This window comes from Bacillus sp. AFS001701 (assembly GCF_002559405.1).
GTDB lineage: Bacteria > Bacillota > Bacilli > Bacillales > Bacillaceae_G > Gottfriedia.
Map to the genome: position 1 here is coordinate 1 of NZ_NTZO01000047.1, position 17,004 is coordinate 17,004.

21 protein-coding genes are annotated in these 17,004 nt (G+C 32.4%); 5 read left to right on the forward strand and 16 right to left on the reverse strand.

Translation table 11 applies throughout. The features are described 5' to 3' along the window. The 4 genes from CN514_RS04445 to CN514_RS04460 form a co-directional block, all read right to left on the reverse strand. The coding region (locus CN514_RS04445) for an MFS transporter (RefSeq protein WP_098231565.1) at positions 1 to 898 on the reverse strand (898 nt) is incomplete at its 3' end. Between the two features lie 230 nt (positions 899 to 1,128). After that, a complete protein-coding gene (locus CN514_RS04450; protein ID WP_098231566.1) occupies positions 1,129 to 1,428 on the reverse strand; it encodes a hypothetical protein in 300 nt (99 codons plus the stop codon). Positions 1,429 to 1,552: 124 nt separating this feature from the next. Further along, positions 1,553 to 1,939, reverse strand: coding sequence for a cupredoxin domain-containing protein (locus CN514_RS04455; RefSeq protein WP_098231567.1), 387 nt, complete (start codon positions 1,937 to 1,939; stop codon positions 1,553 to 1,555). A gap of 123 nt (positions 1,940 to 2,062) precedes the next feature. Next, positions 2,063 to 3,112: an LLM class flavin-dependent oxidoreductase gene (locus CN514_RS04460; protein ID WP_098231568.1), complete on the reverse strand. Its 1,050-nt coding sequence runs from the start codon at positions 3,110 to 3,112 to the stop codon at positions 2,063 to 2,065. Positions 3,113 to 3,405: 293 nt separating this feature from the next. Here CN514_RS04460 and CN514_RS04465 point away from each other — a divergent pair, with 293 nt between their 5' ends. From CN514_RS04465 to CN514_RS04475, 3 genes are all read left to right on the forward strand, one after another. Continuing rightward, a complete protein-coding gene (locus CN514_RS04465; protein WP_098231569.1) occupies positions 3,406 to 4,389 on the forward strand; it encodes a glutathione S-transferase family protein in 984 nt (327 codons plus the stop codon). 23 nt (positions 4,390 to 4,412) lie between these two features. Continuing rightward, entirely contained in the window at positions 4,413 to 4,922 is a 510-nt protein-coding gene (locus tag CN514_RS04470) for a GNAT family N-acetyltransferase (RefSeq protein ID WP_098231570.1), read from the forward strand. A gap of 240 nt (positions 4,923 to 5,162) precedes the next feature. Next, positions 5,163 to 5,687 (forward strand): GNAT family N-acetyltransferase, encoded by a 525-nt coding sequence (locus tag CN514_RS04475; RefSeq protein ID WP_098231571.1) that lies wholly within the window; start codon positions 5,163 to 5,165, stop codon positions 5,685 to 5,687. Positions 5,688 to 5,860: 173 nt separating this feature from the next. Here the strand turns inward: CN514_RS04475 and CN514_RS04480 are convergent, their stop codons facing one another. The 8 genes from CN514_RS04480 to CN514_RS04505 all read right to left on the reverse strand — a co-directional run bounded on the left by CN514_RS04480 (position 5,861) and on the right by CN514_RS04505 (position 10,161). Next, on the reverse strand, positions 5,861 to 6,055 hold the full coding sequence (locus CN514_RS04480) for a hypothetical protein (protein ID WP_088011853.1): 195 nt from the start codon (positions 6,053 to 6,055) through the stop codon (positions 5,861 to 5,863). A gap of 141 nt (positions 6,056 to 6,196) precedes the next feature. Next, the gene (locus CN514_RS04485) at positions 6,197 to 6,898 is read right to left on the reverse strand and encodes a helix-turn-helix domain-containing protein (protein WP_098231572.1); all 702 of its coding nucleotides are present in this window, start codon (positions 6,896 to 6,898) and stop codon (positions 6,197 to 6,199) included. Positions 6,899 to 7,118: 220 nt separating this feature from the next. Next, positions 7,119 to 7,313: a protein tyrosine phosphatase gene (locus CN514_RS26765; protein WP_353652053.1), complete on the reverse strand. Its 195-nt coding sequence runs from the start codon at positions 7,311 to 7,313 to the stop codon at positions 7,119 to 7,121. 1 nt (position 7,314) lies between these two features. Beyond that, positions 7,315 to 7,437, reverse strand: a complete 123-nt coding sequence (locus CN514_RS26770; RefSeq protein WP_353652054.1) for an arsenate reductase/protein-tyrosine-phosphatase family protein — start codon at positions 7,435 to 7,437, stop codon at positions 7,315 to 7,317. Between the two features lie 19 nt (positions 7,438 to 7,456). Next, complete coding sequence (locus CN514_RS04495) at positions 7,457 to 7,972, reverse strand: YfiT family bacillithiol transferase (protein ID WP_098231573.1); 516 nt, start codon at positions 7,970 to 7,972, stop codon at positions 7,457 to 7,459. Positions 7,973 to 8,046: 74 nt separating this feature from the next. Continuing rightward, positions 8,047 to 8,979: a manganese-dependent inorganic pyrophosphatase gene (locus CN514_RS04500; protein ID WP_098231574.1), complete on the reverse strand. Its 933-nt coding sequence runs from the start codon at positions 8,977 to 8,979 to the stop codon at positions 8,047 to 8,049. Positions 8,980 to 9,239: 260 nt separating this feature from the next. After that, positions 9,240 to 9,401 carry a hypothetical protein gene (locus CN514_RS25520; protein ID WP_176525790.1) on the reverse strand — a complete coding sequence of 54 codons (162 nt, stop codon included), beginning with the start codon at positions 9,399 to 9,401 and terminating at the stop codon, positions 9,240 to 9,242. A gap of 67 nt (positions 9,402 to 9,468) precedes the next feature. Beyond that, positions 9,469 to 10,161 carry an SDR family oxidoreductase gene (locus tag CN514_RS04505; RefSeq protein WP_098231575.1) on the reverse strand — a complete coding sequence of 231 codons (693 nt, stop codon included), beginning with the start codon at positions 10,159 to 10,161 and terminating at the stop codon, positions 9,469 to 9,471. Positions 10,162 to 10,268: 107 nt separating this feature from the next. Between CN514_RS04505 and CN514_RS04510 the strand changes: the two genes are divergently transcribed. Then, entirely contained in the window at positions 10,269 to 11,618 is a 1,350-nt protein-coding gene (locus CN514_RS04510; protein ID WP_098231576.1) for an MATE family efflux transporter, read from the forward strand. 47 nt (positions 11,619 to 11,665) lie between these two features. Here CN514_RS04510 and gpmA read toward each other — a convergent pair whose 3' ends face one another. Continuing rightward, entirely contained in the window at positions 11,666 to 12,457 is a 792-nt protein-coding gene (gene gpmA, locus CN514_RS04515) for a 2,3-diphosphoglycerate-dependent phosphoglycerate mutase (RefSeq protein ID WP_098231577.1), read from the reverse strand. 160 nt (positions 12,458 to 12,617) lie between these two features. After that, positions 12,618 to 13,352, reverse strand: a complete 735-nt coding sequence (locus tag CN514_RS04520; RefSeq protein ID WP_098231578.1) for a GntR family transcriptional regulator — start codon at positions 13,350 to 13,352, stop codon at positions 12,618 to 12,620. A 394-nt stretch (positions 13,353 to 13,746) separates the two neighbouring features. On the opposite strand from CN514_RS04520, the gene deoD reads away from it, so the two are divergent. Continuing rightward, positions 13,747 to 14,457: a purine-nucleoside phosphorylase gene (gene deoD, locus CN514_RS04525; protein ID WP_098231579.1), complete on the forward strand. Its 711-nt coding sequence runs from the start codon at positions 13,747 to 13,749 to the stop codon at positions 14,455 to 14,457. Positions 14,458 to 14,636: 179 nt separating this feature from the next. On the opposite strand, the gene CN514_RS04530 is transcribed toward deoD, so the two are convergent. After that, positions 14,637 to 16,082 carry a DEAD/DEAH box helicase gene (locus CN514_RS04530; protein WP_098231580.1) on the reverse strand — a complete coding sequence of 482 codons (1,446 nt, stop codon included), beginning with the start codon at positions 16,080 to 16,082 and terminating at the stop codon, positions 14,637 to 14,639. A gap of 290 nt (positions 16,083 to 16,372) precedes the next feature. After that, positions 16,373 to 16,798: a VOC family protein gene (locus CN514_RS04535; RefSeq protein ID WP_098231581.1), complete on the reverse strand. Its 426-nt coding sequence runs from the start codon at positions 16,796 to 16,798 to the stop codon at positions 16,373 to 16,375. Positions 16,799 to 17,004: the final 206 nt, after the last annotated feature.

Consider the following 17,004-nt stretch of genomic DNA (forward strand, 5'->3'; position numbering starts at 1 on the left):
GTAAAATCATAAAATATGAGTTAACAATTGTCATCATAAAAACTAGAATTGTAGACAGAATTAAACTATATCGAATTAATCGAATTTCTCCCATCCATTTTGTTAATCGATCAAATAATGCTATTTGAGCAATCGCACCAACAATCCCACCACCAGTAATCATAATTGCTATGTCTTTTGGTGTAAAACCAAATTTATGATTTGTGAACAATGAAAATAAGGATTCAAAAGCTGATAAACCAAATTGTGAGATCAATATAACCATAAACGAAATAAAATACATCGGAGCAAAAATACGTTTAAATCCTGGTTTTTGTCCTTTCTCCTCAATACTGTCTTGATTGCGTTCTGGCTCAGGAAGGACTGTAATAGATAAAACGCCAGCGAAAATCGCCAATCCTGCTGCAGAGAAAAATGGTATGCGAGGGCCATATTCTGCTAAAAATCCTCCAACACCTGGTCCAACAATAAAACCTGTTGAAATTGCAGCCGACATATAGCCGAGTGCTTTTGCTCTTGTTTCAACCGTTGTAATATCTGCTATAAATGCTGTTACTGCTGGCATGATGAAAGCTGCACTTATTCCGCCTAGCATACGTGAAATAAAAAGAACCTCAATCGTTTTACCCATTCCGAATAAAAACTCTGAGATACTAAAGATTAATAATCCCGTTATAATCATTTTTTTTCGTCCGAACTGATCTACCCACCGACCTGCAATTGGTGAAAAAAATAATTGTGAAATAGCAAATGCAGCTACCATATAGCCAACAATTGTACCAGATATATTTAACTCATTCATAATTGAAGGTGTGACTGGAATAACTAACCCAATTCCTAAAAAAATAATGAATAAATTCATTAATACTAAAGATAACATGATGTTTTGTTTTTTCATCTTAACTCAACTCCTTTTAAAGCTCTACAAAACATAATGTAAAGCCTCCTCCGAGGGGAGAGTCAATTCGTTTTTTTATTATTTTTGATTTGTTTTTATGAATTCGCTGTCAATTCTTTGAAAAATAAAAAGAGCCTCTTTTTAAAGAAGCTCATAGTTATTAGTATATTAGATTCATCTATCTAAAATCATTGATAGCCTTTAAAATGCTCATATATCTAATGGTAATCTTATTTAACCTGACGAGTTTTTTGAAAGATTCCGAGAATACTCGATGTGACAAAACCAAGGATTAGAGCGAAGGTAATATGTGGGTATAGCCCAACATTACCGTCTGATCCCATGCGATGCCAAATGTCGTTTGGGAGCGTTTTCCAAATATACCACAAGCATGATGTTACGATAACTGTAATAATTGGTATCGTGAGGCGTTTCCCAAGTGATGAAGCAATAAACATCATTAAAGCTAAACCAAGAATCGGTGTACTACCAAAAAACCATTGAAGTATATGAAAATCGATGTTCTCCATCCATATCCCTCCTCATTCTAATTGTATGAGGAGATTTAGCTAAAAAGTAACGTTAAATGTTAGAAATTCAGATGGCATTTCTTTAACAATACATAAATAAAGTCAAGGCCAAATGGCCTTGACTTTATTTTACGATTACTTTTCCTACCATACCTACATTAAAATGGTACTTACATGTAAGATCATATGTATTTGCTTGTTTTGGTAACACTGAAATGGTTTTTTCAGTTCTTGGTTGTACTTCTACATCGATATTGAGCATTTTCACAGTAAAAGTATGTGGTTTACTCCCTTTATTTTTCAATAATAAAGTTGTTTTTGTACCATTTGGAATCGTGATGTTTTTTGGGTTAAAGTAATCATCATTTAACTCTACTACGATTGTTTGTGCTCGATTATTTGCATCTGAAACCTCAGATGCAGCAAAAGCTCTGAAATTACCTGGTGTTGCCAACATCAAAATCGTTGCCATAAAAACAATTAATCCTGATAACCAATTTTTTATTAACATTTGCATTCCCTCCTTTCCTATGCTTTATTCTTTTCCATTTGATGGAATTTTATCACGATATTTTTTTGATCGATATAAAAAAAACTGTCCTCCTAAAGAAAACAGCTTTTCATTTATTTCATTTTATTGATTTGCTTCCCACTTTGCGATTTCTTCTCGAACGATTGGTGCAACTTCCTTACCTAATAATTCGATTGCTTTCATTACGTCTAGATGTGGCATCGAACCAACTGGTACATGAAGCATAAATCTTGTAATACCTACATTTTTTCGAAGGTGGATGATTTTTTGGGCAACAGTCTCAGAATCTCCAACATAAAGTGCACCTTCAAAGCTTCGTGCCGCATCGAATGCAGAACGGTCATAAATTCCCCAACCGCGTTCTTTTCCAAGCTTATTCATGACTTGCTGTGTTGATGGGAAAAATTTATCTGCTGCAGTCATTGTATCCTCTGCGATGAACCCATGTGAATGGGATGCAATCTTTAGTTTGTTTACATCATGACCGGCATGTGCTGCAGCTTTTTTATAAAGCTCAACAAGTGGTGCGAACTGAATTGGCCGTCCACCTATAATTGCAAGTACTAGTGGAAGTCCTAAGAGTCCAGCTCGAACGACTGACTCACTGTTTCCACCACTTCCAATCCAAATTGGCAAAGGGTCCTGAACTGGACGTGGATAGATGCCTATATTGTAAATCGCTGGTCGATGTTTTCCACTCCATGTTACGAATTCAGATTTTTGCAAAGTTAATAGTAAATCCAGTTTTTCTTCAAAAAGTTCATCATAGTCGTTTAAATTATAGCTGAATAAAGGAAATGATTCGATGAATGAACCACGGCCCGCCATGATTTCCGCTCGGCCATACGAAATACCATCAAGCGTAGCAAAATCTTGAAATACTCGCACTGGATCTGCTGATGAAAGTACAGTTACGGCACTGGTTAGACGAATACAATTTGTTTGTGCAGCAGCAGCTGCTAGTACGACAGCTGGGGATGATGCTGCAAAATCATTACGATGATGTTCCCCTACTCCGAATACATCTAATCCAACTTGATCTGCCAGGATAATCTCCTCAACAACTTCACGTAATCGTTCTGCATGGCTTATTACATCAGCTGTCTTAGCATCAGGCGTTGTTTCTACAAAAGTACTAATTCCTATTTCCATTAAACTAATCCTCGAAATTTCTATATTTTAAAGAAAATTTTGTGTAGATTTATAAGATCTTCGCTGTTATATTTATTAAGCAACTTAAATATACCTCAAATTCGAGATAATTTCTAACAAAGGAGAATAAAAGCAGTTAAAGATATAGTATTATCATCATTTCTATTTCCAGAAAAAATACATTTTCGGAATATTTAGAGTATAATAGAGTATTAGAATTACAACTATCTACCCCTTCAAAAATTCTGAGCAAAAGAAATATTATCCAAATTAGTGAGAAAGGAAGTTTAAGTATGAATCAAACTAAACCTACTGAAATATCTGTTGATGGTTTCTTTAAACGCCAGTTAAATCGTTTTTCTACACCATTTGGAAATAATTCAGAAGAACTCCCTGTTGAATCAGGTCGATATCGTCTCATTTGGTCAGCTGCTTGTCCATGGGCACATCGCTCTGTTATTGTAAGAAAAGTTTTAGGCTTAGAAAATGCGATTAGCTTAGGAACAGTCAGTCCAATGCGTCCAAGATTGCCTCACGTCGATTGGGAATTTTCTTTAGATTCAGGAGGAGTTGATCCAATATTAGGAATCCGATATATGAGTGAAATCTATCATAAATCTGATCAAAACTATTCCGGACGTCCGACAGTGCCTGCAATTATCGATATTAGTTCTGGTAAGGTAGTTAATAATGATTATTTTAGACTAACAAATTATTTCGAAACTGTTTGGAAGCCTTATCACAAAAAGAATGCACCAGATTTATACCCAAAATCCATCCGCCAAGAGATTGATGCCCTAAATGATATCATTTTCACTGATGTAAACAATGGCGTTTATAAATGTGGTTTTGCACACTCTCAGAATGCTTATGAAGATGCTTATGAAACGTTATTTAATAGATTAGATGAGTTAGAACAGCGCTTATCTAAACAACGTTTTTTATTTGGAGATAAAATTACTGATACTGATGTTAGGTTATATACAACACTTGTTCGGTTTGATGTTGCTTACTTTACAGCTTTTAATACGAATCGAAATTTAATACGCGAGTTTAAAAACTTATGGGGCTATGTACGAGATTTATATCAAACACCAGGGTTTGGGGATACAACTAATTTTGATGCGATTAAGCGACATTACCATTTATCGATTACTATTTCACCAGATAAAGAAGAACCAAAAATCTTACCAAAAGGTCCAGAACTTACGATTTGGAATTCAAAACACAATCGTGAAGATTTAAGTGGACAAAAAGAAAAGTTCCTCATCCACTAAAGTCATAAGGAGATGCAATTTAAATGGTAAAAATCGAAATTTGTAATGCTGAAAAAAAGATGTATCAGTCAATTCGAGAACAAAGAATTAACGCTTATTATGAATACGCCAACTTGTTACCAGATAAACATTGGAATGCTTTAAAGAAGTCTCTCTCATCGAATGTTGATGAACAGGAAGGTGTGGAAATAATTGTTGCCACGGTTTTAGGAAAAATTGTCGGTAGCGTCGCTTTATTCCCAGCCAAAATAAATGCCTATGGAGATTATATCGACGAACTTGATTATCCAGAGATCCGAATGCTTGCTGTAGATTCAGTCTGCCGCGGTCAAGGAGTTGCTTCTGCGCTAATTTCAGAATGTATTAATCGCACGCAGGAAAAAGGATTCGATGCAATCGGATTACATACCGGTGAATTTATGAAAAATGCCATCAGTTTATATGAAAGAATTGGATTTAAACGTTTACCAAAGTTTGACTTTGAACCAGCAAATGATGGGATTATCGTCAGAGCTTATCAGATGAAAATTTAAATCTTATTTACTACTCCTTATTAAATTTAATCTTCTTCTGTAAAAGGGCTGACCGAAGTTTTCTAACTTCAAACAGCCCTTTTAAACTTTTCTATTTACTTAAATAATTATTTGATATAAAAAGGTTATCGTGATAAGAATTTCAACTATATAATTTGTGTTATTTAATTAGAGATATCATCAACACTTTAGAATACTATCTTATTATGATTCTTTTAATATAAATTTGGAGTGTATTAATTGTCAAAAATAGATGAATCAAACATTCTAATTGAGCCTTGGAACGAAGCAGATCTTAATTTACTTCTGTCATCGAATACGAATAATATGATGAAATATCTTGGTGGTCTAGAAAGTTTAAATCAAATTATGAGTCGCCACAAACATTATCTTGAAATGAGTCAAATAGGTACAGGACAAATGTTTGTAATTATTTTGCTTCCATATAGAACAAAAATAGGAACTGTTGGTTACTGGGATCGCATATGGGATGGTAAACTTGTTTATGAAATTGGTTGGAGCATTTTACCTCAATTTCAACGAAAAGGTATAGCAACAATTGCAGTAAAAAAAGCTATTAAGAAGGCCCAAAAAGAATCAAAACATAAATACATTCACGCTTTTCCTTCCACTAATAACATTCCATCTAATAAAATATGTGAAAAATTAAATTTCAATTTTATTAAAAAATGTAACTTTGAGTATCCAATAGGTAAATTTATGGTATGTAATAATTGGCGACTAAAGACAAAGAAGAAAAAATGAAGTTAAGCCTAAAATGGCTTAACTTTCTTTTTTTAAACCTAATTCCCAATCCGACATTTTAAGTCTGTCTAAAATACTAGTATTCTTACAAATTTTTAAATACAATAAGTAGATGAATTGTTTATGCAAAAAAAGCCGAATCCAATATATATTGGCTCAGCTTTTTGTATATTTTATTCAAAATAAAATAATGAATCGTGAGAAGTATTTGTCTGATAGTAATTTACTAAATCTTCTACAGAGATTCCTCTAATTTCTGCAATATCATTAAAACTCATATCATAGTGATATGACAGTTCATGTAAAGATAATGCTGGATTATTCGCTAATAATTCATAATCAGGTAAATTTTCAAATTGTTGTGACATACTCTTCACTTCCTTTTACAGTTTCTTACTATCCTTTCCTAAAATTTACAAATTTAGTCAAAATACGTAAAAAGAATTGAATTATACATAAAAATGATTAGTTACGGTGTTAACCTGCATTTTTATTTTCTTTCTTAATTATTAAAAAAATCTCACAGAAGACAATGTTAGAAAAGCTTCTATTAACCTCAATAATTTCTCTTTTTCTTCATTATTTAGCATTGAATTAGCTTTACGTATGAGGTTCATACCTTCTATCCAATCATTTTCATCAATTGGTACATATCCAGCTAATTGATACAATTGAATAACAGGAACACCGAGTGGTTCTGCCAACTTTCGAATAATTTCTATTGACGGAATACCTCTTTTGCCATTTTCAATTTGTGAAATATAGGAATGAGATACATTTGCTTTTGTTGCAAGGCATTTGATTGAAAGATTATTTTTTATTCGTGACTGTCTAATAAATTCAGCAAATATTTTTGAACGATCCTCAACGTTTTTCTCTTTATAGATCACATCAAATTTTAGATTACTATTCATTTCGATCTGGGTAAGATTGAATACTTCTTCTGAGATATTTCGTAAAGGAGTTTTTAATTTTTCGGGTGCATTAATAATATAAGCACACCAAATTAAATCTTCAGCATTTCCACCAGTCACTTTTGCAAGCGCTCTAGTTAATTTTTCTTCAAGTGGAGTCAATTTCGCATTTTGTAATTTGCTTAAATAGCTCTTGTCTTTTGAAAAACCCAACTTATTTAATTCATTGGCTATTTCAGTCAAACTTAAATTTGAATTTTTAATATATTGCTTTAATAATTTGTAGTATATGCTCACACCTTTTTCTTATTTTGCCCTATTTTTATTTTTATGTGTACAACATGGACTTTGACACTGTTGTAAATTGGGTTATTTTGGAATTTTCTAATATTTATGAGGAAATACTTAGAATCTAACCGTTCATAAGGTAAAAAGAACTAAACCCACTCTTTTAGTTGAGTGGGTTTCTAAAAATTTATAAATTATTTATATTTTATAAGCTTCTTGCCCATTTACCCTAAATGATTTCGGATACTCTATTTTGGAGAATTTCAATTAGCTCTTCGTCCATAAATTGATAATCATCAGCTATATCTAGATTGACAATCTTTTTTTCATTGAGTAAATCACCGAATTTATCGCGAATTCTTCTTAAATGTTTTTTCTCCATTACAAAAATAATATCTGCCCAGCCAATATGTCCCTCTGTCACTTTAATTCTGGCACCAGTTTTGAGTCCCTGCTGATCTAGCTTGGTAGCCATTATATAAGTGAAATATTTTTTCTGCTGTGGGACTTCTCCATTGATTTTTGCTACAAATAAATAATAACTTAATTGCCCTTCACACCTTACTATTAATTGTTTTTCACTAAATAAATATGAGCCAAATGATGTTCGCTATGCCAAGCGTATAAAGCTAAGATGAAATCTATACTAATATTAATTTTAAGCTCAGGGTGATAACAAGTGCGATTAAATTCTTCCTCTGTTAGTGATTCGAGTAAAACTACATAACGTTCATGAATACCTTCGATTATTTTTAAAGAACTATGAAAATTAAAATTCGAATCACTTAATGAAATCCATGCATTTTCATCATAGGCTTTGATTGTAGGATTTTCTTCAGTTAAAGCTAGTTTCACTCTCATAAAGCTATTCATATGGCTATCAGCAACATGATGAATAACTTGTTTTGGTGTCCAACCACCATCACGATAAGGTGTGTTTAATTGTTCTTCTTTAAGTGAATTGATTACTTCTTTAAATTTAATAGGAGCATCTTTTAGTACTTTAATAAATTCTTTACGTTGTTCAGGAGTGTAGCTTGGTGGTAAGGTAAATCTGCCAATCGGATATTTTAAAATTTCCATTTCAAATCCCCCATTTATAGCTATTTATAAAAAAACAACAAAGCCTTTCTAAGACTTTGTTGTTAAATTACGAATTAAAGTGTATTGAATGTTTCAGTTAATACTGGAACGATTTGTTTTTTACGAGATACAACACCTTTTAATAAAGCAGTGTTGTTTTCTAACATTACATTGTATGCTTTTTCAACTGCATTAGTAGCAGTACCTTTTGCAACTGCGATTGAGTCATTTGTTAAAATATCAGTGACAACGAATAAGAATAAGTCTAACCCTTTATTTGAAACGATGCCTTCAAGTACATTTTCTAATTCTGCTTGACGAGAAAGTACGTCATTTGTATCAACTGCGTTTACTTGTGCGATTTCTACTTTATAGTTACCCATTTGGAATTCTTTTGCATCTAGTGAAACTAAAGACTCAATTGATTTATCAGCTAGGTTTGCACCTGCTTTTAACATTTCTAAACCATATTCCTCTGCATTTACACCTGCGATTTCTGCAAGTTCTTTTGCAGCAGCAACATCTTGATCAGTACAAGTTGGAGATTTGAATAATAATGTATCTGAAATAATTGCTGAAAGCATTAGTCCAGCAACTTCTTTCTTAATTTCGATATTATTTTCTTTATACAATTTGTTTAAAATTGTAGCAGTACATCCAACTGGCTCACAACGGTAGTATAAAGGATCGCTAGTTTCAAAATTAGCAATACGGTGATGATCAATAACCTCAAGTACATGAACTTGTTCGATATCATCAGCACTTTGTTGACGCTCGTTATGGTCAACTAAAATGACATTATTTGTTTCAGCTGCAACTTTTTCTACTAAACGTGGTGCTTCAGATTTAAATGTATCAAGTGCAAATTGTGTTTCTGCACTAACTTCACCTAAACGAATTGCTTCAGCATTTTCACCTAAAGCCTTTTTTAATTCTGCATATGCAATTGCAGAGCAAATTGTATCTGTATCTGGGTTCTTGTGACCAAAAACTAGTACTTTTTCCATCAAAAATTCTCCTAACTATATCTTGTTTTTCATGTTTTTTATGTATTTTAATGCCAGGAATTGGCTTTAATATAAAACGCTTCAATAATAATACCATATCAAAATAAAAAAAAATAGCCAAAATGGCTATTCTTTACAGTTTGAGGACAAAGTCAAAAAAACATGCCAATGAGACTAAATGAAAACGCTTAATTTTCAGGTCGTTAAGCCTATTCATCCTATTGCAAACAAGCAACAACTCTTTTCAAACTACAGTCTAATTAATCTTCAGCATTTTTATATGACATTGTATCCGTAATTGGTTCACTCTTTGGTAACCAATCGATTGGAATATCATCTGCTTTATTTAGATCTTCAAGTAATAATTCGTCAAAATTATTTTGATTCGAATCAATTGATTTGTTCTTTTTTGATTTGCTCATCTTTTATACCTCACTTAGTACTTAATGATTTGGCTTTAGTTTGTGTAAAAGACAGCTTGGTTAATACTTATTTTATGTTTTTTATGATAATTTCAGGTATGGATATATTTTTACGTGGTTTTATATTTTCAATTATGATTTCAGCTATATCATCTGGATTCATCATTTTTGAAGTTTTATCTTCATCAAAAATACCTGTCCAAAAGTCTGTATTCATTCCACCCATATATGCTGCAAATACCGAAATTGGTGTTCCTGTTAGTTCAACTACCAAACTTTCAGTAAATCCTTTAACACCGAACTTACTTGCGCAATAAACTGATTCTGTTGCTTTTCCAATTAGACCTGCAGTAGAAACAATATTGACGATTGTTCCACTATCTTGTTTTTTCATTTGTTTTAAAACTTCTTGTGAACAGAAAATAGTTCCCTTTAGGTTAATATCGATCATATTATGTACTGCTTCAACATTTAATTCTTCTGCAAGATCAAAAATTCCAACACCTGCATTATTAAATAATAAATCAACTCTTCCATATGTTAGAATAATTGTATCAAAAACTCTTTTTACATCTTCATGTTCTGAAACATCTACAGTATGTATTGAATAATTGTTAGGTAACTGTTTACCAATTTCTCTAAGTTTATTTTCAGTTCTTCCTAATAAACAAATGTGAGCTCCATTTTCAGAATACTTTTTAGCTAATGACGCTCCTAATCCACTTCCTGCGCCTGTGATTATAACAACTTGATTTCCCAATCTAAGACCAACTTTCTTTATAAAATATTTATCCGAATAATTTCATTATAGCTATTAAACCAAAACATGATACAATTGTAAAAGTGTTTGTTTAGGAGGTCAATCAATTGAATACTACTAAAACGGATAAAATATCACGCTTTTTTAAACTATTACTTCCGATTTTAATCACTCAAGTGACATTATTTTCGATGTCATTTTTTGATACAATCATGTCTGGTAATAGTAGTCCAGGGGATTTAGCAGGGGTTGCGATCGGTGTTAGTATTTGGACGCCAATCAGTACAGGGTTAACTGGCATTTTAGTTGCCATTACAACAATGGTTGCCAATTTAAATGGTGCAAAACAGGATGAAAAAATAACGCCTCTTGTTACTCAGGCCATTTATTTGGCTGGGATTATTGCAATAGTCATTATTATTATTGGTATATTTTCAATTCATCCAATCTTAAATCATATGAATCTTGATCCGAAAGTTCATCGTGTAGCTCTTCATTTCTTATTCGCATTATCATTTGGAATTTTACCTTTATTTCTGTATACAGTCATTCGTCAGTTTATTGATGGTTTAGGTAAAACAAGAACTACTATGGTCATTACAGTAATTTCAGTACCAGTTAACGTAATTTTGAACTATTTCCTTATATTCGGTAAAGCTGGTCTTCCACGTTTAGGTGGCGTAGGTTCTGGTGTAGCGTCTGCAATAACGTATTGGATTATTTTTGGAATTGCTTTATATATTATTAAAACTAAAAAGCCATTTAGCAGCTTTAATCTATTTAAAAAACTTCCTCCAATTTCATTTGCAACTTGGAAAAGTATTTTAAAATTAGGAGTTCCAATTGGACTAAGTATCTTTTTTGAAGTAAGTGTGTTCTCGGTCGTAACATTATTATTAAGTGAGTTTGATACCGAAACGATTGCTGCACATACAGTGGCAATGAATTTTGCGAGTCTTCTCTATATGGTTCCATTAAGTATTTCGATGGCTTTAACAATAGCTGTAGGCTATGAAGTTGGGGCGAAAGAGTTTCAAAATGCAAAAGAATATAGCAAAATTGGTTTAGTAATGGCAGTTTCAATTGCTTCATTTTTTGGGATCATCATCTATTTATTCCGATATGATGTAGCCGGATGGTATACAAATGATCCATCCGTACAAATTTTAGCAGGCGGATTCTTAATTTTTGCAGTCATGTTCCAACTATTTGATGCAATTGCTGCGCCAATCCAAGGTGCATTAAGAGGTTATAAAGATGTAAATGCCACGTTAATTATGATGATTTTAGCTTATTGGGTAATCGCATTACCAGTTGGGTACGCACTTTCTAATACGAATCTCGGTGCAAAAGGATATTGGGTAGGTTTAATCGTCGGTTTAGGTGTGTCAGCACTAACATTATCTTTCCGATTAGCTCAACTACAAATAAAAAAACTAAAGTTATCTGAAGCATAACGAATAGGATGGGAAGCACAGTTGCTCACCCATCCTTTTTTTGTAGCTTAATCATCTTGTATTGTTATATTTGGATGATCATCATCAAATTGGTCAAGTAATTCGCTAGGGATATGTTTTGGGATTACATCGGGTGGAAGTTCACCATCCATACCTAAATAGTAATGTCGAATAGGCTTTAGCTCGTCACATAATTCATAAACTAAAGGAATACTTGTTGGAATATTAAGCGAAGCAATTCCGTCAGCTGAAACTTGATCTAAATATTGGACGATCCCCCTCAACGTATTTCCATGTGCAGATATAATAACCTTTTTACCTGCTTTCAAAGCTGGTGCAATTTCTTCATCCCAATATTTTAATACTCTTTTTTCTGTATCCTCTAGATTTTCAGTAAGTGGAAATTCATCTTTTAACAAGTTTTTATAACGAGGTTCATTTATTTCATATCTTGGATCATCCGGTGTTAGAGCAGGTGGTCTAACATTCATAGATCTTCGCCAAGTATTAACCTGTTCTTCACCATATTTTTGAGCTGTTTCGGATTTATTCAGCCCCTGAAGTGAACCGTAATGGCGTTCATTTAATCTCCAAGTTTTATAAACAGGAATCCACATCATATCAATCTCATTTAATATAATCCATAATGTACGAATTGCTCTTTTAAGTACTGATGTATAGGCAACATCAAATGTAAATCCGTATTTCCTTAAAATGATACCAGCTTCTCTTGCCTCAGAAAGTCCGCTCTTCGTTAAATCAACATCTGTCCAGCCTGTGAACCGATTTTCAACATTCCATAAACTTTGCCCGTGTCTGATTAATACAAGTTTAATCATATTGCTCTCCTTTAAAAATCAATTAAATATGATATAGTTTGCTGAAATGTTCATAATTTGATTCACAATTGATTGGAAGTGCAAAATCTTATGTAATGATAATTCTCGACTATTTACTGTCAATTCTTCACTTTTGGCTTGTATTTCTAATTTACATACACTATTTATTTATTCGATTAATTTTAAGTGAACTTAGTTCGATTGGGATATAAATCTTATTTTTAAGTACAATATTCCCCATTGAGTCAAATAGATTTTCAATGAGTAATACGAATAAATTATTCGTTGAACGTAATTCATGGTTTGAAGAAGGAAGGACTGATTCTGTATATTTTATTTCGATTGTTGATGAATGTATTAACTTATAAATATCTTCTTCAAGTATTTTTAATACACCCTGCTGGTCGCCTAGGTTCATTTGGTATAGGGAAGCTGTTTCACTTGGGAACATTGTATAAGCATGGGCAACAATTTTATTTTTAGTTTTGTACCATCTATTAAACCTGATTAACACCGCTGAATCTTGATTAAAAATCTTTTTTACATATTCATAATCATCTGAAAAACTAACTTCTAAATAAGCATCAACATCATCGATTGCTTCTGTACAGCATTGATAAACTGTATTATCTATTTTTTCTAATCCAACACTTCTTACATTCACATTTTGTTTGATGAAGTTACCTTGTCCATGGATTGTTTCAATATAACCGTCCTCTTTTAGTAAACCCAATCCTTGTCTTAGGGTCATTCTGCTAACATTCATCATCTTAGAAAGTTCTGGTTCAGAAGGAAGCTTACTACCAATCGGATAGACTCCCTCATTAATTAATTTAAATAATTTTTCATAAACCCCTACGTATAGAGGTAATTTTTTTTTATTTTCAACGGACATAACAACACTCCTTATCCTTATTATATCTAGTTATGAATTATTCGCAAACTTGTCTGTTAAAGTGGAAACGACAAAACCCGATCATTTTTCTTTTAAATAAATTTTCTAGTATTTATAAGTATAAATAACTAAGTACGTTTAAGTTGCTATTGATTTATCTATTTTGTTGAAATATAATTTAGTTGAAGTAAAATAGACAACTACTTATACAACTATACTTCGTCATATTAATTTATCATTATTTTGACTATTTTGTTTTGTTTTATTTTGTAAACGGAAACATATTAGGAAAGAATGATAATATTAAGATTAATTATCATGCGAAATGAGTAAGAATATAAGTTGTATGGATTAGTTAAATAAATTATTAGAATAGAAATGGAGAGAAAATAATATGACAACGCCACATAATACGGCCAAATCAGGGGAAATTGCAAAAACAGTTTTAATGCCAGGGGATCCATTACGTGCAAAATATATTGCAGAAACATATCTAGAAAACTTCGTGCAATTTAATACAGTACGTAATATGTTTGGCTATACTGGAACTTATAAAGGACAACAAATATCAGTAATGGGATCTGGTATGGGCATGCCTAGTATAGGAATTTATTCATACGAATTATATAAATTTTATGATGTAAAAAATATTATCCGTGTTGGAAGTGCAGGAGCTTATACAGATAAACTAAACATTCACGATATTGTGCTGGTAGATAGTGCTTGGAGTCAATCTACATTTGCAAAGACTCAGGCTGGTGTAGAAAGTGACATTCAGTATCCATGTGAAACACTAACAAATAAAATTGAAGATACAGCAAAAAAGATCAATACTCCTATCGTAAAAGGAAGAATACATTCTAGTGATGTCTTTTATTATGAAAGTTCAGTACCAAATTTTGTTAATTTTTATAATGAGCATAATTGTATATGTACAGAAATGGAAAGCTATGCACTATTCCATAATGCGAAAGTCTTAGGAAAGAATGCAGCTTGTTTACTTACTATTTCAGATTCTTTAGTTACTCATGAAGAGATTAGTGCTGAAGCAAGACAAACTTCATTCGATAAAATGATGAAACTTGCATTGGAATCTTGTTTGTAAAATAAATAGATTTTCTGTAAAAGTCTAAAAGTAAGTTTTAAATATACAAAAAAAGTCGATTTCCGTTTTTACGAAAATCGACTTTTTTATTCAAATGTTTCTATAGCATGCGAGAATTGAATAATATTAAGATCTAAATGTTTGACCCTTTTTCACTATACGCTAGTACTTATACTTCCTTATTTAATTGCTTTACTCACTTTTAATTTTTTTCCTTTAACCGTCGCATTCTCCATGGATTGTAAAACTAGTGATCCTTTTCCATTTAGAATATCAACATATGACATCTGATCATGAATGGTTATTATGCCGATATCATCTACTGTTACTCCAGGAATTTTAGCGATTGTTCCAACAAAATCAACAGCACGTATTTTTTTCTTTTTTCCGCCGCTGAAGTGAAGTTTCATAATATCTTGATTAATTCGGGCTGTTTTATTATTTCTTACTACTCGCCTGCTGTTAAGTTTTTCTTCGAAGATTGCTTTTTGACGAACAACCTCTTGATGACTTGGCGCCTCAATTGTAGGTATCTCAAAGCCGATGTAATTTTCAATTGCTTTAACGAACTTTCCTTCAAACGGTGTCGCAAACGTAATTGCTTTTCCTTTGTTTCCGGCGCGTCCCGTTCTTCCAGTACGATGCACATAGCTCTCTTTTTCCATAGGTACGTCATAATTGATGACTAACGTTACATTATCAATATCAATACCTCTGGCTGCTACATCGGTTGCTACTAGATAGCGGAAGTTCCCTATTTTAAATCCTTCCATTACAGCAAATCGGTCTTCTTGTTCCAGTCCTCCATGAAGTCTTTCACATGAATAATTAGCTTTTTCCAGTTCACTATACACAGTATCAACATTTTCTTTCGTTCGGCAAAAAATTAGGCAGCTATCTGGGTTTTCTACAACCGTTACGTCTTTAAGGAGTGAAATCTTTTCTTCCTCTTTCACTTCTATTAAAAAATGTTCAATTGTATCGGCTGTTAAACCGGTTGATTCGATCTCAATATGAATCGGATCTTTCATATATTCGTGGCAGAGATTTTCAACATCTTTAGGTAACGTTGCAGAAAAAACCATCGTTACCCGATTTAATGGCAACTGGTTAATAATAGCTTCTACCTCTTCGATAAATCCTCTATTAAGCATCTCATCAGCTTCATCTATGATAAGATATTTTATTTGATCTATATCTAAGGTCTCTCGTTCAAGATGGTCTAGAACCCTTCCAGGTGTACCAACTACTACATGTGTTTTTTGTTCTAATTCTACCTTTTGTTTAGTAAATGGTTCTTTACCATATACGGCCACCGCTTTTATGCGTTTAAATCTTCCAATATTCGTAACATCTTCACGGACTTGGGCTGCAAGCTCTCTAGTTGGAGTAAGAATTAAAGCCTGTGGTTTTTTTTCTTCCCATTCGATCATTTCGCAAACAGGAATACTATAAGCGGCCGTTTTGCCGCTTCCTGTTTGAGATTTTACAACTAAATCTTGCTTTTCCATTGCCAATGGTATAACTTCACTCTGAACTTCAGTTGGAGTTTCGTATTTTAATACAGCAATTGCTCTTTTAATTTCATTACTTAAATCATAGTCCGCATAACTTCTTTTAGTCATTTCTTAACCTCGTTTTTGTTTTTTTCGATCTATGTATAGAATTCTCCCTTAGAAACATCATATTCATTAATTGAATATGATTCATTATACTTGAAAAATGCAAGATTAAAATGTTTTTATTTTAATTTTAATAAGTAATAGATTATATTGGTAGGATTCTAAGGATTGAACATACAAAAATAAAAAAAGAGTCACTAAAGTAACTCTTTTCGTTAAACTAATTATATGTAAGTTTCTTGGGGTTAACCCACACTATCGGATTTTTACCTTATACAGAAAACATCATTCAACTATTGAGCTGACTGTGTTGAAACCTGCCAAGTAACACCAAATTTATCGGTTACTTGTCCGTATAAAGGACTCCAAAAAGTTTCATGCAATGAAATAATCACTTTTCCACCATCTTGTAATTTACCGAATACTTCTTTCGTTGTTTCAACGTCACTAATTAAAATAGCTAAAGTGGTTTGGTCACCAATTTGATAAGGTAGACCTGTAAATGTGTCAGAAATCATTAAATCTGTTGAACCAACTTTAAGATGTGCATGTAAGATAAGATTTTTTTCTTCATCAGATCGATTTGTATTTTCTTCCTCTGGCATGTCGCCAAATTTCTGAAGGACAAGAGTCTTTGTATTAAATGCATGTTCATAAAATGAAACAGCTTCCTGTCCATTCCCATTCAATATTAAATAAGGGTTGATACCTAAAATCATTAAAAACACCTCGTTTTAAAATTTTGATCTAATCACTTCTAATTTATCTTTTACCGGTTGGTCACGACTAAGCTCCCATTTAAAATTTCTTCTTCAAATCATTTATTCCTTCAAATTTAAAAGAAGGTTTTTTTAAGAATTGACCAATCGGTTTTAATAGTGTGTATCTTATTTTATTTTTCCTAAGTTTGTTCGATTATAAATCT

What these genes read in the sequence shown, in the direction of transcription:
- CN514_RS04450 (WP_098231566.1), bottom strand. Translation starts at nt 1,428, where the DNA reads ATGGAGAACATCGATTTTCATATACTTCAATGGTTTTTTGGTAGTACA.
- CN514_RS04455 (WP_098231567.1), bottom strand. Translation starts at nt 1,939, where the DNA reads ATGTTAATAAAAAATTGGTTATCAGGATTAATTGTTTTTATGGCAACG.
- CN514_RS04460 (WP_098231568.1), bottom strand. Translation starts at nt 3,112, where the DNA reads ATGGAAATAGGAATTAGTACTTTTGTAGAAACAACGCCTGATGCTAAG.
- CN514_RS04465 (WP_098231569.1), top strand. Translation starts at nt 3,406, where the DNA reads ATGAATCAAACTAAACCTACTGAAATATCTGTTGATGGTTTCTTTAAA.
- CN514_RS04470 (WP_098231570.1), top strand. Translation starts at nt 4,413, where the DNA reads ATGGTAAAAATCGAAATTTGTAATGCTGAAAAAAAGATGTATCAGTCA.
- CN514_RS04480 (WP_088011853.1), bottom strand. Translation starts at nt 6,055, where the DNA reads ATGTCACAACAATTTGAAAATTTACCTGATTATGAATTATTAGCGAAT.
- CN514_RS04495 (WP_098231573.1), bottom strand. Translation starts at nt 7,972, where the DNA reads ATGGAAATTTTAAAATATCCGATTGGCAGATTTACCTTACCACCAAGC.
- CN514_RS04500 (WP_098231574.1), bottom strand. Translation starts at nt 8,979, where the DNA reads ATGGAAAAAGTACTAGTTTTTGGTCACAAGAACCCAGATACAGATACA.
- CN514_RS25520 (WP_176525790.1), bottom strand. Translation starts at nt 9,401, where the DNA reads ATGAGCAAATCAAAAAAGAACAAATCAATTGATTCGAATCAAAATAAT.
- gpmA (WP_098231577.1), bottom strand. Translation starts at nt 12,457, where the DNA reads ATGATTAAACTTGTATTAATCAGACACGGGCAAAGTTTATGGAATGTT.
- CN514_RS04520 (WP_098231578.1), bottom strand. Translation starts at nt 13,352, where the DNA reads ATGTCCGTTGAAAATAAAAAAAAATTACCTCTATACGTAGGGGTTTAT.
- deoD (WP_098231579.1), top strand. Translation starts at nt 13,747, where the DNA reads ATGACAACGCCACATAATACGGCCAAATCAGGGGAAATTGCAAAAACA.
- CN514_RS04530 (WP_098231580.1), bottom strand. Translation starts at nt 16,082, where the DNA reads ATGACTAAAAGAAGTTATGCGGACTATGATTTAAGTAATGAAATTAAA.
- CN514_RS04535 (WP_098231581.1), bottom strand. Translation starts at nt 16,798, where the DNA reads ATGATTTTAGGTATCAACCCTTATTTAATATTGAATGGGAATGGACAG.